The sequence below is a fragment of the Streptomyces sp. NPDC007264 genome (assembly GCF_042869095.1).
In the GTDB taxonomy this organism is placed as follows: Bacteria; Actinomycetota; Actinomycetes; order Streptomycetales; family Streptomycetaceae; genus Streptomyces.
The window spans coordinates 376,664-391,722 of record NZ_JBIAFD010000004.1; the positions used below are offsets into that span (position 1 = coordinate 376,664).

A 15,059-nucleotide genomic window follows, 5' to 3' on the forward strand; every position below is an offset into this window, starting at 1 on the left:
CCCGCCGGCGGCGGCTCACCCCACATAGGCGGGGGACACGGCCGAGGCGGCGGTGCGGTGGGGGTGGCCCGTGCCGTCGGCCGGGAGTTCGTACAGGTCCGCGCCGTAGTCCCCCGGCAGCGCGTACACCAGGGTGTGCGGGTCCCGCCACACGGCCTGGTCGTCGACGCTGCGGGTCTCGGCGAGCGGGGTCTCCCGGAGGGTGCGCAGATCCAGGACGTACAGGCGCCAGGGCGCGTCCCCGGGCAGGCCCGCCACGCGCTTCTTGAACGCGACGCGGGTGCCGTCGGGGGACAGGGACGGGCACTCGACGTTTTGGTGGAGGACGGTGAGCGTGCGGGTGCGCAGGTCGCCGCGGACCAGGTAGGTCGTCCCGCGCGTGGCGAGCGTGGCGTAGAACGTGCGGTCGTCCGCCGCGAAGGTCACGCCCCAGAAGTTCACGTCCGTCGCGTGGTACGTCCTGCCGTCCTTGACGACCCGGTACGCCTCCAGGGACGGCGTCAGGGCGCCCGTGCGGGTGTCCACGATCGCCGCCCGGGTCGAGAAGCGGCTGCCCGCGTACGAGTCCCCGCCCACGAAGGCCGTCCACGCGGCGTAGCGGCCGCTGGGGGAGACCCGGGCGCGGGACGGGATGCCCGGGACGTCGTAGCGGGCCCGCTCGTGCAGGGACGCGTCCAGGACCACCGCCCGGTAGGTGTCCGAGACGGGGCCGTGGACCGCCTGGAGGCAGACTCCGGTGCCCGACGCGGCGTAGAAGCGCAGGCACCGGACGTGGGAGGCCGTGCGCGGGCCCGCGGGGTCCGCGGCCGGGACCGACACCAGTTCGTCGCGGTGCGGGCCCCACGCCATGTTGCGGAAGACCATGCGGCCGGGCTGAGTCAGCGTCACCCTGCCGGGCGTGATCCGCGGGCCGTCGGCCGGGGCCTGGTTCCTGCGTTCCGCGCGTGCCGACGCGTGCAGGACCGAGGCCGTGGCGACCCCGGCCAGCAGCGCGAGGGCCGAGAGCAGGACCAGGAGGCGGGTGCGTACCGTCATGCCGCGCCTTTCGGACGGAGCGTCAGGGAGAATGCCGCGCACACCGCGAGCGCGGCCGTGGACGCCATGAGGGCCGTACGGTCGCCCCACACCGTCCAGGCGGCCCCGAAGCCCAGCGAGCAGGCGAACCGGGCCAGCGCCTGGCCCGTCTGCACCAGGGCGAGACCGGACGAACGCAGCTCCTGCGGCACGCAGTCCGACGCCGCCGCCATCAGCACGCCGTCGGTCGCCGCGTAGAAGCCGCCGTGCAGGACGAGCACGGCGTACGGCAGCGCCGGACCGTGCCAGGAGCCGAGCAGGAGCGCGTACGCCAGCAGCAGCGCGCCGTGGCCCGCCAGGAAGACCCGCCAGCGGCCCACCCGGTCCGCGAGCCGCCCCAGTGGCACCGCGAGGAGCAGGAAGGCGGCCGCCGTGCCCAGCGGCAGCAGCGCGAACCAGCGGTCCGGGACGCCGAGGCGCCGTTGCAGCAGGAGGTAGACGAACGAGTCGCTGACCGTCGCCAGGCCCAGCAGCAGCGCGCAGACCGCGATGCGGCGCAGATCGCGGCGGCGCAGCAGCGCGAGGGCGGCACGCAGGGTCGGCCGCGGGCCGTCGGGGGCCGCGGCCCCGCCGCCTCCGGAGGCAGGGGAGGGTGCTTGCGCAGGCGCAGGCACCGGCGCCGGTCGGCGGCCCGGCACGAACAGCACCAGTACGAGCACGCCCGCCGCGGCCACGCAGGAACTCACCGTGAAGACCGCGTCGTAGCCGTCCACCGTCGCCCGCAGGATCAGGAACGCCACGAAGGGGCCGAGCAGCGCGCCCGCGGTGTCCATCGCGCGGTGCACCCCGAAGGCGCGCCCGCGGGTCTCGGGCGTCGCGGCCAGGGAGATCATCGCGTCCCGGGGCGCCGTGCGCAGGCCCTTGCCGGTGCGGTCGGCGGCCAGGACCAGCCCGATGGGGGTGAGGGTGTGCGCGAGGAGCAGCAGCGGTTTGCACAGTGCCGAGATGCCGTAGCCGATCCCCGCGACCCGCTTGTGGTGCCCGCCGCCGCGGTCGGCCAGATGGCCCCCGGCCAGCCGGACCAGCGCCGAGAAGCCGTTGTAGATGCCGTCCAGGAGCCCGAAGCCCAGCGGGGACAGGCCGAGGCCCGCCACCAGGTACAGCGGCAGCACCGCCGTGACCATCTCCGAGGAGACGTCGGTGACCAGGCTGACCGTGCCGAGCGCGAGCACCGTGGGCGCGACCGCGGAGCGGCGCCGCCCGGCGAGGTGCCGGACGGCGCGGTCCGCGGACGGAGCGGCCGGGGTGCCGGCGCGGCTGTCCGCGACGTACATCAGGGCGCCCAGATACCGGTGATGTCGGTGGCGGAGGCGGCGTTGCCCGCGTGCGTGGACAGGCCCTGCATGTCCTCCAGGGTGCGCAGCAGGTTGTAGTGGTTGTACGTGGTGGAGCTGCTGGAGCCCGCCGTCACCGGCTGGCCGTACAGGACCGTCGGGATGCGGTTGCCGCTGAGCCGGTTGTCCTCGTCGAAGGTGATGACCAGCAGGCTGTTGTGGGTCTTGGCCCACGTGGCGTACGCACCCAGGTTGTTCTTGATCCAGGTGTCACCGCTCGACACCGAGCAGTCGTGCATGTCGCTGCACAGGTTGGGGATCACGAAGGACACCTGGGGCAGGGTCGTGTAGTCCGTGGGGAACTGCGCGAAGGTGTACGCGGACGACGTCGGCACGTTGCCGAAGCCGAACCAGGGGTTGTGCTTGCGGGCGTACTTGCCGCTGCTGCACGTGGTCGAGCCCTGGCTGGGCAGCGTCTCGTTGTAGCTCGCCCACGTCCGTCCCGCCGCGATCAGCTCCGACGCCAGGTTGGGGGCCGAGGAGAAGCCGGGCGTGTAGCAGCTGTCGTCCGTGATGCCCTGGGTGGAACCGGAGAACAGCGCGAAGTAGTTGGGCTGGCTGGGGTGGGTGATGCCGTACGACTGGGTGAGGTTGGCGCCGCCGGACTTCAGCGAGTTGATGTACGGGGCGCTGGAGGAGCCGATCACCTGGCTGTAGGCGTGGTTCTCCATCACCACGACGACCACGTGGTCCGGGCTCGGGACGGCGCTCGCGGCGTGCGCGGTGGACTCGCCGCCGAGCCCGGTCCACAGCCCGACGGCCGCCGCGGCGAGGGCCACGGCGGACGCCACGACGGCGCGGGTACGGCGATACAGGGAACTGCCGGACAACTTCGACCTCCGGTGTGGGGGTGAGTGCGGGGGCGGTGGTGCGGACAGAGCATGCACACGCCAAGGTTCCCTCGCGCCACACCGCTCAACCCGCCAGGTGAAGAGCGGGTGAACGTCTGTCGAGGCGCGAGCGCACCCCACCGCCCCCGTGCCGAGACCCGCGCCGGGCCCTGCGGTTAGGCTCACTCCCGTACGACCGTGATCCGATGCGATCCGACATGATCCGTCGTGATCGGGTGGCCGTACGAGCCGCGGGTGCGACGGGAGGCCGAGGATGACTGTGCCGGGGCGCAGGAGCAGTACCTTCACCCGACTGCTGCGGCACGGCTTCACCGACCCCTCCGCCGCCGAGCGGCTCCTGGAGAGCGCCGAGCTGACGCCGATAAGGACCGATCCCGTCCTGCTGGACGCCCTCGGCGCCACCGCCGACCCCGATCTGGCCCTCAGCGGCCTGGTCCGGCTCCTGGAGGCGCAGCCCGCCCCCACCGCACGGCGCGAGCTGCTCGACACCCTGATCTCGGCCAAGCCCCTGCGGGACCGGCTGCTGGGCGTCCTGGGCGCCTCCGCCGCGCTCGGCGACCACCTCGCCCGCCACCCCCGCGACTGGCAGGTACTGGTCACCTACGAGCCTCAGGACCTCCACCCCGGGGTGACGGAGTTCGAACGGCGGCTCGCGGAGGCGGGCGATCCCGTCGCGCTGCGCGTCGCCTACCGGCGCTGCCTGCTGTCGATCGCCGCGCGCGACGTGTGCGGCACCACCGATGTGGCCCAGACCGCCGCCGAGCTGGCCGACCTCGCCACCGCCACCCTGCGCACCGCCCTCGCCCTCGCGTGCGCCGCGGCCCCCCAGGACGCCGCGGTCTGCCGGCTCGCCGTGATCGCCATGGGCAAGTGCGGCGGCCACGAGCTGAACTACGTCTCCGACGTGGACGTCATCTTCGTCGGCGAACCCGTGGGGGCACCGCCGGGCCCTTCGGGCACGGGGGGAGGCGCCGACGAGGGCAAGGCCGTGCAAGCCGCGACCCGGCTCGCCTCGCACATGATGCGGATCTGCTCCGAGTCGACGGCCGAGGGCACGATCTGGCCCGTCGACGCCAACCTGCGGCCCGAGGGCCGCAACGGCCCGCTGGTGCGCACCCTGAGCAGCCACCTCGCGTACTACCAGCGGTGGGCCAAGACGTGGGAGTTCCAGGCCCTGCTCAAGGCCCGCCCGGTGGCCGGTGACACCGAACTCGGCGAGAGCTACGTCGCCACCCTCGCCCCCCTCGTCTGGCAGGCCGCCGAACGCGAGAACTTCGTCGCCGACGTGCAGAAGATGCGCCGCCGCGTCGTCGCCAACATCCCCACCGCGCACCTCGAACGCGAGCTGAAGCTCGGCCCGGGTGGCCTGCGGGACGTCGAATTCGCCGTGCAGCTACTGCAGTTGGTGCACGGGCGGGCCGACACCTCGCTGCGCAGCGGCACCACCCTGGAGGCGCTGCGGGCGCTCGCGGCGGGCGGCTACGTCGGGCGCGCGGACGCCGTGCAGCTCGAGGACGCCTACCGCTTCCTGCGCTCCATGGAGCACCGCATCCAGCTCTACCGGCTGCGCCGCACCCATCTCGTCCCCGAGGACGAGGCGGACCTGCGGCGCCTCGGCCGTTCCCTGGGCCTGCGCACCGAGCCCGTCGGCGAGCTGGGCCGCGAGTGGCGGCGGCACACCAGCGTCGTGCGCCGGCTGCACGAGAAGCTCTTCTACCGGCCGCTGCTCGACGCGGTCGCCCAACTCGCCCCTGGCGAGGCCAGGCTGAGCCCCGACGCGGCCCGGGAGCGGCTCGTCGCGCTCGGGTACGCCGACCCGGCGGCCGCCCTGCGCCACCTGGAGGCCCTGGCGTCCGGCGTCAGCCGCAAGGCCGCCATCCAGCGCACCCTGCTGCCGGTGCTGCTCGGCTGGTTCGCCGACTCCGCCGACCCGGACGCCGGCCTGCTCAACTTCCGCAAGGTGTCCGACGCGCTCGGCAAGACCCCGTGGTACCTGCGGCTGCTCAGGGACGAGGGCGCCGCCGCCGAGAACCTCGCCCGCGTGCTGTCCGCGGGCCGGCTCGCCCCCGACCTGCTGATGCGCGCGCCCGAGGCGGTGGCCCTCCTCGGCGACGGCGACGGCGGCGGTCTCGAACCCCGCGGGCGCGCCCACCTGGAGCAGGAGATCCTGGCCGCGGTCGGCCGCGCCGGGAACGCCGCGCAGGCGGTCACGGTGGCGCGCGGTGTGCGGCGGCGCGAGCTGTTCCGCACCGCCGCCGCGGACATCGTCGGCTCGTACGGCACCGAGGAGGCGCCGGCCCGGACGGACCAGGGCAGCCTGATCGACATGGTGGGCGGCGCGGTCTCGGACCTGACCGCGGCGACCCTGGCCGGCACGCTGCGGGCCGTGGTCCGGGAGGGCTGGGGCGACCTGCTGCCCACCCGGTTCGCGATCATCGGCATGGGCCGCTTCGGCGGGCACGAGCTCGGCTACGGTTCCGACGCGGACGTGCTGTTCGTGCACGAGCCGCGGGAGGGCGTGGACGAACGCGAGGCGGCCGACGCCGCCAACAAGGTGGTCGCGGAGATGCGCCGGCTGCTCCAGCTGCCGAGCACCGACCCGCCGCTGCTGATCGACGCCGATCTGCGGCCGGAGGGCAAGTCGGGACCGCTGGTGCGCACCCTGACGTCGTACGAGGCGTACTACCGGCGCTGGTCGCTGGTGTGGGAGTCGCACGCGCTGCTGCGGGCCGAGCCCGTCGCCGGGGACGAGGACCTCGGCCGCCGCTTCATCGAGCTGATCGACCCGTTGCGCTACCCCGCCCAGGGGCTCGGTGACGACGCCGTGCGCGAGATCCGGCGTCTGAAGGCGCGCATGGAGTCGGAACGGCTGCCGAGGGGCGCCGACAAGACGCTCCACACGAAGCTGGGCCGCGGCGGTCTGTCGGACGTGGAGTGGACGGTCCAGCTGCTGCAGCTGCGGCACGGCCGGGTGGAACCGGGCCTGCGCACCACCCGCACCCGCGCGGCCCTCGCCGCCGCCCGCGAGGCCGGGCTGCTCAGCGGCGAGGACACGGCGATCCTGGACGAGGCATGGGTGCTCGCGTCGCGGGTGCGCAACGCGGTGATGCTGGTGCGCGGGAGGGCCGGCGACACGTTCCCGACCGAGAGCCGGGAACTCGCCGCGGTGGGGCGCTACCTGGGATACGGGCCCGGCCACGCGGGCGACATGCTCGACGACTACCGGCGGACGACCCGCCGGGCGCGGACCGTCGTGGAGGAACTCTTCTACGGATCGTGACCGGCCGCAACGGACCGCGACGGGCGGTCAGCCACCGATCGCGGCGGGCGGTCAGCCACCGACCGTGGCGGGCGGTCAGCCACCGACCGTGGCGGGCGGTCGGCCAGGACCGCGGTGGCCGGTCACGGCCGCCACGGACCGCGGCGGGCGCCCCTCACGGCTTCGCGGGCACCCACGCGGGCCGGGACCGCCCGGTCACCCGGCGCGGCAGCGCGTACGGCAGGGCGCCGTACCACAGCCTGACCACCGTGAAGCCGAAGGCCAGGCACACCGCCCCGCCCACCGCGTCCAGCCAGAAGTGGTTCGCCGTGGCAACGATCACCGTCAGGGTGCCCAGGGGGTACAGCAGGGCCAGGATCCGCACCCACGGCAGCTTCACCAGCGCGAAGACCGTCAGGCCGCACCACAGCGACCATCCGATGTGCATCGACGGCATCGCCGCGTACTGGTTCGACATGTGCTTCAGATCGCCCGAGGCCATCGAGCCCCAGGTGTGGTGCGCCAGCACCGTGTCGACGAAGCGCCCGCCGGTCATCAGGCGCGGCGGCGCCAGGGGGAAGAAGTAGTAGCCGACCAGCGCCACCCCCGTCGCGGCGAACAGGGCCAGCCGCGCCGCCGCGTAGCGGCCCGGATGCCGGCGGTACAGCCACACCAGCACGCCCAGCGTCACCACGAAGTGCAGCGTGGCGTAGTAGTAGTTCATCCCTACGATCAGCCATGTGACCGCGTTCGCGGCATGGTTGACCGACCGCTCGACGCCGATCCCCAGGCTGTGCTCCAGTCGCCACACCAGGTCGGCGTTGCCCAGCGCCTCGGCCTTCTGCTCCGGCACCGCGTTGCGGATCAGCGAGTAGGTCCAGTAACTCACCGCGATGAGCAGGATTTCGAACCAGAAGCGAGGACGCCGGGGGGTACGGAGCCGGTGCACCAGGCTCTGCCCGGCACGGCCCTCCGCCTCCTCCGTGACGGGATGCGGAGCGGTCCCCCGGCCTTCCAGTGTCGTCACGGTCCTCTCACCCATAGGCACAAAGTCTGCCAGAAAACCCTTCTCCGACAGATCATCCCCTGGAAGGGATCCGGTCGCATGTCCGTTTTTCGGCCACTCCGCGGAAACTCTGGGAAACTCCCTGCTCAGGCGCGGTCTCTCAGGCGCGGTTTCGTTCCCCGGGCGCCGAAGCGGTCGAGCCCCGCACCACCAGCTCCGGCATGAACACGAACTCGCTGTGCGGCGCCGGCGTCCCGCCGATCTCCTCCAGCAGCGTCCGGACCGCCGCCTGCCCCATCGCCGGCACCGGTTTGCGGATCGTCGTCAGCGGCGGGTCCGTGAACGCGATGAGCGGTGAGTCGTCGAAGCCCACCACCGAGATGTCCGTGGGGACTTCCAGCCCCCGCTGCCGTGCCGCGCGTATCGCCCCCAGGGCCATCATGTCGCTCGCGCACACCACCGCCGTGCAGTTCCGGTCGATGAGTGCGGACGCCGCCGCCTGGCCGCCCTCCAGCGTGTAGAGCGAGTGCTGGATCAGCCGCGACTCGATGTCCTCGGCCGTCAGCCCCAGCTGCTCCTGCATGACGCGGACGAACCCCTCGATCTTCCGCTGCACCGGCACGAACCGCTTGGGCCCCAGGGCCAGCCCGATGCGGGTGTGCCCCAGCGACACCAGGTGCGTGACCGCCAGGGACATCGCGGCCCGGTCGTCGGGGGAGATGAACGGCGCCTGCACCTTCGGCGAGAAGCCGTCCACCAGCACGAACGGCACGCCCTGGGCGCGCAGCCGCTCGTAGCGCTGCATGTCGGCGGTGGTGTCCGCGTGCAGTCCCGAGACATAGATGATGCCCGCGACCCCGCGGTCCACGAGCATCTCCGTCAGCTCGTCCTCGGTGGAGCCGCCCGGCGTCTGCGTCGCCAGCACCGGCGTGTACCCCTGCCGCGTCAGCGCCTGGCCGATGACCTGGGCGAGCGCCGGGAATATCGGGTTCTCCAGCTCCGGTGTGATCAGGCCCACCAGGCCCTCGCTGCGCTGGCGCAGGCGCACCGGACGCTCGTAGCCCAGGACGTCGAGGGCGGCCAGCACGGACTGGCGGGTGGTCGCGGCGACGCCCGGCTTCCCGTTCAGCACCCGGCTGACCGTCGCTTCGCTGACCCCCGCCTGGGCCGCGATGTCGGCGAGCCGTGTGGTCACATGACCGGACTGTACCGGGCGGCTCTGCGCTTGCCCACCGACCGGACGCCGGGCCCGTGCGGTTGTACGGCCCGCTGCGGGTTGCTGCGTCATCGCGCTCCCTCGTCTTGTGTTTCGGCGTACGGTCCGCAACGGGATCATTCCCGCCCCGGAGAGGTATGGCAAGAGCTTGCAGAGTCTTGCACAAGTGTCCGTGATCCCGCCGAGCAGCCCCAAGACCGGGCTCCCTGCCCGGCGCGGACAGGTCACGGGCGGGTAACTGTCGCCGGTTCTTGCATTTTTTTGCTGCAAGGTCTTTCGCGGCGCTTACATGGCTGTTACGTTCTCGTCGCCCGGCGGCCTCCCCCACGGCACAGTCGGCAAGTCGGCAGAGGGACGGCGGACGGGACCGTCTCTGGCCCCCTCGGGCTTTCACCATCAAGGAGAAACTCATGCGGCGTGGCATAGCGGCCACCGCGCTGGTGGCGTCCGTCGCCCTCGCGGCGACGGCCTGCGGCGGAAGTGACAGCGGCAGCGACAAGTCGGACGGGCCGGTCACCATCACCTGGTGGGACACCTCCAACGCCACCAATGAGGCGCCGACGTACCAGGCACTGGTCAAGGACTTCGAGAAGGCCAACCCGACGATCAAGGTCAAGTACGTCAACGTCCCCTTCGACCAGGCGCAGAACAAGTTCGACACCGCCGCAGGCTCCAAGGGCGCCCCGGACGTGCTGCGCTCCGAGGTCGGCTGGACCCCCGCCTTCGCGAAGAAGGGCTACTTCCTGCCGCTGGACGGCACGGCGGCCCTCGCGGACCAGAGCAAGTTCCAGCCGAGCCTGATCAAGCAGGCGCAGTACGAGGGCAAGACCTACGGGGCGCCGATCGTCACCGACACCCTCGCGCTCGTCTACAACAAGGCGCTGTTCAAGCAGGCCGGCATCACCGAGGCGCCGAAGTCCTGGGACGAGCTGAAGTCCGCCGCCGCGAAGATCAAGGACAAGACCGGCGTCGACGGCTACTGGGGCTCCACGCAGGCCTACTACGCGCAGTGCTTCCTCTACGGCGAGGGCACCGACACGGTCGACGCCACCGCCAAGAAGATCACCGTCGCCTCGGACGCCGCGAAGAAGGGGTACGGCACCTGGCTCGGCCTCTTCTCCGGCAAGGGTCTGCACAAGGCCGACACCACCGCCGACGCCTACGCCCACATCCAGGACGCGTTCGTCAACGGCAAGGTCGCCTCGATCGTCCAGGGTCCCTGGGAGATCACGAACTTCTACAAGGGCTCGGCCTTCAAGGACAAGGCCAACCTCGGTATCGCCACCGTCCCGGCCGGCTCCAGCGGCAAGGCGGGCGCCCCGACCGGCGGCCACAACCTCTCGGTGTACGCCGGCTCGGACAAGGCCCACCAGGACGCGGCGCTGAAGTTCGTCAACTTCATGACCTCGGCGAAGTCCCAGGAGACGGTCGCCCTGAAGAACTCCACGCTGCCGACGCGTGACGACGCCTACAGCGCGCAGGTCAAGGCCGACCCCGGCATCGCCGGCTACCAGGGCGTGCTCGCCGCCGCCCAGCCGCGCCCTGCGCTGCCCGAGTACAGCTCGCTGTGGGGCCCGCTGGACACCGAGCTGCCGAAGATCGCCGGCGGCAAGGAGTCCCTGGACAAGGGCGTGAGCAACGCGGAACTCGCCATCGCCAAGCTGGTTCCGGACTTCAGCAAGTGAGCCCGAGTGGCCGTCGGATCCTCCGGTGAATCGGGGGAAGGATCCGGCGGCCACCGGCCTGTGCCCAGGCCATCCCGTTGATCAGCAGACGTCCAAGAAGGTTGTCGAACCATGACAGTCGCCATCGACCGCGCGACCGGCAAGCGCCGCGGTGACCGCGGGCCGCAGCGGCCCGGCCTGGGCCGGCGCCTCAAGAACGGGTACCAGAAGCACTGGTACGCGTACGCGATGATCACACCTGTGGCCGTCGTGCTCGGCGCCCTGGTGCTCTACCCCCTGGTGTACGGCGTCTATCTGACCCTCACCGACGCCAACAGCCTCAACACGGCCCGCACGATCGGCGTCAACCACATCGACGCCACCTACAAGTTCATCGGGTTCGACAACTACAAGGACATCCTCTTCGGGCCGCTGTCGTACGACCGCTTCTGGTCGCACTTCATCTGGACGGTCGTGTGGACGGTCCTCTGCGTCACCCTGCACTACTCGATCGGCCTCGGCCTGGCGCTGCTGCTCAACCAGAGGTTCCGCGGCCGTACGTTCTACCGCCTCGTCCTGGTCCTGCCCTGGGCCGTGCCCACCTTCGTCACCGTCTTCGGCTGGCGCTTCATGCTCGCCGACGGCGGCATCATCAACGCCGCCCTCGACTGGCTCCACCTGCCGGCGCCGCTGTGGCTGGAGGACACCTTCTGGCAGCGCTTCGCCGCGATCATGGTGAACACCTGGTGCGGTGTGCCGTTCATGATGCTCTCGCTGCTGGGCGGCCTCCAGGCCATCGACACCACGCTGTACGAGGCGGCCGAGATGGACGGGGCCGGCGCCTGGCAGCGCTTCCGGTACGTCACCCTGCCGGGCCTGAGATCCGTCAGCTCCACCGTGGTGCTCCTCGGCGTCATCTGGACCTTCAACCAGTTCGCCATCATCTTCCTGCTGTTCGGCAACACCGCGCCGGACGCCCAGATCCTGGTCACCTGGGCGTACTACCTCGGCTTCGGACAGCAGCCGCGCGACTACGCGCAGTCGGCCGCATACGGCATCCTGCTGCTCTCCATCCTGATCGTCTTCACGTCCGTCTACCGCCGTTGGCTGAACCGCAATGAGCAGCAGCTCGCGATCTGAGGCAGGAGTCCCCATGAGCACGACCACCGTCGAGCCCCCCGCCAGGACGGCGGGACAGACCTCCGCGGCGGCCCCGCGGCGCTCGGGGCGCCGGCGCGGTGAGCGCGGCCCGCTCGCCTCCGCCGCCTCGCACGCCGCTCTGGTCGTGGCGAGCCTGATCGCCTTCTTCCCCGTCGCATGGCTGATCTTCCTGTCCCTCGGGCCGGACAAGGACGACTATCTGCACCCCGGACGCATCTGGCGCACGATGACGTTCGACAACTACTCGTTCGTCCTCCAGCACACCGGCTTCCTGGACTGGCTGAAGAGCTCGCTCGTGGTCACGGTGGGCACCACCGCCATCGGTGTGCTGATCGCCGCCACCACCGGCTACGCGGTCTCGCGCATGCGCTTCCCCGGCTACAAGAAGTTCATGTGGCTGCTGCTGCTCACCCAGATGTTCCCGATCGCCGTGCTGATCGTGCCGATGTACCAGATCATGTCGGACCTGGGGCTCATCGACACCTACCTCGGTCTCGTCCTGGTCAACTGCACGACGATCGTGCCCTACAGCGCCTGGCTGCTGAAGGGATACTTCGACACCATCCCCTTCGAGATCGACGAGGCGGGGCGGATCGACGGGCTCTCCCCGTTCGGCACCTTCGTGCGCCTGATCCTGCCGCTCGCCAAGCCCGGCCTGGCGGTCGCCGCCTTCTACGCCTTCCTCACCGCCTTCGGCGAGGTCGCCTTCGCCTCGACGTTCATGCTGAGCAACGACAAGTACACCTTCGCCGTCGGCCTGCAGAGCTTCGTCAGCGAACACGACGCACAGCGCAACCTGATGGCCGCCACCGCGGTACTGATCGCGATACCCGTCTCCGTGTTCTTCTACCTCGTGCAGAAGAACCTGGTGACCGGCCTGACCGCGGGCGGCACCAAGGGCTGACGCCCCTGCCGCACCACGCTCCCGCGCTCGACCGCGCGGGTGGCGGCCGCGGTGCCCTCCCGGGCCTTTCGGACCGGGAGGGACCGCCTCCCCGCTGTCACCGCGGCCGCCTCGTCACCCGCCGCCGTACCCAAGCCCGATGACCGACGCTTCCCCACGCTCGGCCCTGCTCGAGCGGGGGACCTCATCGCATCAAGGACGCCATGAGCCAGCACTCCGCCGACCCGGCCCCGAACACCGTCCTCGCCACTGTCGCCCGCCACCGCGACTGGTGGCGGGACGCGGTGATCTACCAGGTCTATCCGCGCAGCTTCGCCGACAGCAACGGCGACGGCATGGGCGACCTGGAGGGCGTACGTTCCCGACTTCCCTACCTCCGCGACCTGGGCGTCGACGCCGTGTGGCTCAGCCCCTTCTACGCCTCGCCGCAGGCCGACGCCGGCTACGACGTCGCCGACTACCGCGCCGTCGACCCCATGTTCGGCAACCTCCTGGACGCCGACGCGCTGATCCGCGGTGCCCACGAGCTGGGGCTGCGGATCATCGTCGACCTGGTGCCCAACCACTCCTCCGACCAGCACGAATGGTTCAAGCGGGCACTCGCCGAAGGCCCCGGCTCCCCGCTGCGCGAGCGCTACCACTTCCGCCCGGGCAAGGGCGACAGCGGTGAACTGCCGCCGAACGACTGGGAGTCCATCTTCGGCGGCCCCGCCTGGACCCGCGTCACCGAACCGGACGGCACCCCCGGCGCGTGGTACCTGCATCTCTTCGCCCCGGAGCAGCCCGACTTCAACTGGGACCACCCGGCGGTGAGCGACGAGTTCCGCTCCATCCTGCGCTTCTGGCTCGACATGGGCGTCGACGGCTTCCGCGTCGACGTCGCCCACGGCCTGGTCAAGGCCGAGGGGCTGCCGGACCTGGGCGCCCACGACCAGCTCAAGCTCCTGGGCAACGATGTCATGCCGTTCTTCGACCAGGACGGCGTCCACACCATCTACCGCCAGTGGCGGACGATCCTCGACGAGTACGCCGGGGACCACATCTTCGTCGCCGAGGCGTGGACGCCGACGATCGAGCGCACCGCCAACTACGTACGGCCGGACGAACTGCACCAGGCGTTCAACTTCCAGTACCTGGGCACCCACTGGGACGCCCGCGAGCTGCGCTCCGTCATCGACCGCACCCTCGACGCGATGCGCCCGGTGGGCGCCCCGGCCACCTGGGTGCTCTCCAACCACGACGTGACGCGGCACGCCACCCGCTTCGCCCACGACTCCGCCCTCGGCACGCAGATCCGCCTGGCGGGCGACCGCGAGCAGGGCCTGCGCCGCGCACGGGCCGCCACCCTGCTGATGCTGGCGCTGCCCGGATCGGCGTACCTCTACCAGGGTGAGGAACTGGGCCTGCCCGACGTGGTGGACCTGCCGGACGAGGTCCGCCAGGACCCCGCCTACTTCCGGGGGGCGGGCCAGGACGGCTTCCGCGACGGCTGCCGGGTGCCCCTCCCGTGGACCCGCAGCGGCCCGTCGTACGGTTTCGGGGCCGGCGGCAGCTGGCTGCCGCAGCCGGAGGGCTGGGGGGAGCTGAGCGTGGAGGCACAGCAGGGCGCGCCCGGCTCGACCCTGGAGATGTACCGGAGGGCGCTCGCCGTGCGGCGCGAGCAGCCCGGCCTCGGTGCGGGCGACGCGGTCGAGTGGCTGCGCGCGCCCGAGGGGGTGCTCGCCTTCCGGCGCGGGGAGTTCGTGTGCGTCGCGAACACCACCGGGGAGTCGGTCACGACGCCGGCGTACGGCCGGGTCCTGATCGCCAGCGACGAGGTGACGGAGGCGAACGGCGAGACCAAGGTGCCCGCCGACACGACGGTGTGGTGGACCACCGCCTGACGGAGCCGGCCCGCCGCTTCGAACGGGGCGGCGGGCCTCGCCCCTGCCGAGGCCGGTTGATGCTCTGCCGGTTCGCCTCGCCCACCCTGGCCGGCAGGTGCGAACCGTGCGCTCAGCCGTAGGTCTCGGCGGGGCCGCCGAACGAGATCCAGACGTCAGGAGGCAGGTCCGGCCGACCTGGTACCTCTCTGCGCTCCTCGGTCCATGCGTCGCCGGCGATCTGCGTGGCGACGCGACGCCAGAAGCGCACCGCGACCGTGTTGACGTCCTGGAAGGCCACTTCCCATGGACCCGGGTGGATGGCTGTGACCTGCTGGACGGCGCGCAGGCCGATCCCCGTCCGCCGTGCGCCGCGGACCACGAAGAAGCTGTTCAGCACACGCTTCGGGCCCGTCAAGCCACGGACGAACGCGAAACCGGCGGGGCTGTCACCGCTTGTGAGGAGGTACGGCGCCCAGCCGGGATCGGAGAAGGCCATGTGGAGCCGATCGCTGCGGAAGGTTCCGTCGGGGTGGGGCAGCAGAGCGTCGAACTCCGACATGTCGTGGCGGAACATCAGCCACAGCCGCTCCACCACCGGACGGTCGGCGACGCCTGCGAGGCGTAGGGACAGGTCTGGCACGAGACTCCTTTGCGTACAGGGACAACCGACGGGCGCCGCGCGCCCGAGAGGCGACACAGGGTGGAACCGTCGCCCGCGCGGTCAG

11 protein-coding genes are annotated in these 15,059 nt (G+C 71.6%); 5 read left to right on the top strand and 6 right to left on the bottom strand.

Features of this window, described 5'->3' with window-relative positions; translation table 11 throughout:
• Nucleotides 1-15: 15 nt before the first annotated feature.
• From ACFYMU_RS08865 to ACFYMU_RS08875, 3 genes are read right to left on the bottom strand one after another with little or no spacing between them, the layout of a single operon-like run.
• Nucleotides 16-1,035: a TolB-like translocation protein gene (locus ACFYMU_RS08865; RefSeq protein WP_388370034.1), complete on the bottom strand. Its 1,020-nt coding sequence runs from the start codon at nucleotides 1,033-1,035 to the stop codon at nucleotides 16-18.
• On the bottom strand, nucleotides 1,032-2,348 hold the full coding sequence (locus ACFYMU_RS08870; RefSeq protein WP_388370037.1) for an MFS transporter: 1,317 nt from the start codon (nucleotides 2,346-2,348) through the stop codon (nucleotides 1,032-1,034). Before ACFYMU_RS08870 ends, ACFYMU_RS08865 begins: the two co-directional genes overlap by 4 nt.
• Nucleotides 2,348-3,238, bottom strand: coding sequence for an alkaline phosphatase family protein (locus tag ACFYMU_RS08875; RefSeq protein WP_388370041.1), 891 nt, complete (start codon nucleotides 3,236-3,238; stop codon nucleotides 2,348-2,350). Before ACFYMU_RS08875 ends, ACFYMU_RS08870 begins: the two co-directional genes overlap by 1 nt.
• Before the next feature lie 274 nt (nucleotides 3,239-3,512).
• On the opposite strand from ACFYMU_RS08875, the gene ACFYMU_RS08880 reads away from it, so the two are divergent.
• A complete protein-coding gene (locus ACFYMU_RS08880) occupies nucleotides 3,513-6,539 on the top strand; it encodes a bifunctional [glutamine synthetase] adenylyltransferase/[glutamine synthetase]-adenylyl-L-tyrosine phosphorylase (protein ID WP_388370044.1) in 3,027 nt (1,008 codons plus the stop codon).
• A 154-nt stretch (nucleotides 6,540-6,693) separates the two neighbouring features.
• Here the strand turns inward: ACFYMU_RS08880 and ACFYMU_RS08885 are convergent, their stop codons facing one another.
• On the bottom strand, nucleotides 6,694-7,560 hold the full coding sequence (locus ACFYMU_RS08885) for a phosphatase PAP2 family protein (protein WP_388370047.1): 867 nt from the start codon (nucleotides 7,558-7,560) through the stop codon (nucleotides 6,694-6,696).
• A 124-nt stretch (nucleotides 7,561-7,684) separates the two neighbouring features.
• A complete protein-coding gene (locus tag ACFYMU_RS08890) occupies nucleotides 7,685-8,719 on the bottom strand; it encodes a LacI family DNA-binding transcriptional regulator (RefSeq protein ID WP_388370050.1) in 1,035 nt (344 codons plus the stop codon).
• Nucleotides 8,720-9,150: 431 nt separating this feature from the next.
• On the opposite strand from ACFYMU_RS08890, the gene ACFYMU_RS08895 reads away from it, so the two are divergent.
• From ACFYMU_RS08895 to ACFYMU_RS08910, 4 genes are all read left to right on the top strand, one after another.
• Nucleotides 9,151-10,425 (top strand): extracellular solute-binding protein, encoded by a 1,275-nt coding sequence (locus ACFYMU_RS08895; protein WP_388370053.1) that lies wholly within the window; start codon nucleotides 9,151-9,153, stop codon nucleotides 10,423-10,425.
• 111 nt (nucleotides 10,426-10,536) lie between these two features.
• Nucleotides 10,537-11,544: a carbohydrate ABC transporter permease gene (locus tag ACFYMU_RS08900; protein WP_388370055.1), complete on the top strand. Its 1,008-nt coding sequence runs from the start codon at nucleotides 10,537-10,539 to the stop codon at nucleotides 11,542-11,544.
• Between the two features lie 13 nt (nucleotides 11,545-11,557).
• A complete protein-coding gene (locus ACFYMU_RS08905; RefSeq protein ID WP_388370058.1) occupies nucleotides 11,558-12,469 on the top strand; it encodes a sugar ABC transporter permease in 912 nt (303 codons plus the stop codon).
• Nucleotides 12,470-12,672: 203 nt separating this feature from the next.
• A complete protein-coding gene (locus ACFYMU_RS08910; protein WP_388370060.1) occupies nucleotides 12,673-14,352 on the top strand; it encodes a glycoside hydrolase family 13 protein in 1,680 nt (559 codons plus the stop codon).
• A gap of 112 nt (nucleotides 14,353-14,464) precedes the next feature.
• Here the strand turns inward: ACFYMU_RS08910 and ACFYMU_RS08915 are convergent, their stop codons facing one another.
• Nucleotides 14,465-14,974, bottom strand: coding sequence for a GNAT family N-acetyltransferase (locus tag ACFYMU_RS08915; RefSeq protein WP_388370063.1), 510 nt, complete (start codon nucleotides 14,972-14,974; stop codon nucleotides 14,465-14,467).
• Between the last annotated feature and the right edge of the window lie 85 nt (nucleotides 14,975-15,059).

Bases quoted from the DNA above. Each gene is read 5' to 3' on its own strand.
- ACFYMU_RS08905 (WP_388370058.1), top strand. From the start codon at position 11,558: ATGAGCACGACCACCGTCGAGCCCCCCGCCAGGACGGCGGGACAGACC.
- ACFYMU_RS08885 (WP_388370047.1), bottom strand. From the start codon at position 7,560: ATGGGTGAGAGGACCGTGACGACACTGGAAGGCCGGGGGACCGCTCCG.
- ACFYMU_RS08900 (WP_388370055.1), top strand. From the start codon at position 10,537: ATGACAGTCGCCATCGACCGCGCGACCGGCAAGCGCCGCGGTGACCGC.
- ACFYMU_RS08880 (WP_388370044.1), top strand. From the start codon at position 3,513: ATGACTGTGCCGGGGCGCAGGAGCAGTACCTTCACCCGACTGCTGCGG.
- ACFYMU_RS08870 (WP_388370037.1), bottom strand. From the start codon at position 2,348: ATGTACGTCGCGGACAGCCGCGCCGGCACCCCGGCCGCTCCGTCCGCG.
- ACFYMU_RS08865 (WP_388370034.1), bottom strand. From the start codon at position 1,035: ATGACGGTACGCACCCGCCTCCTGGTCCTGCTCTCGGCCCTCGCGCTG.
- ACFYMU_RS08910 (WP_388370060.1), top strand. From the start codon at position 12,673: ATGAGCCAGCACTCCGCCGACCCGGCCCCGAACACCGTCCTCGCCACT.
- ACFYMU_RS08895 (WP_388370053.1), top strand. From the start codon at position 9,151: ATGCGGCGTGGCATAGCGGCCACCGCGCTGGTGGCGTCCGTCGCCCTC.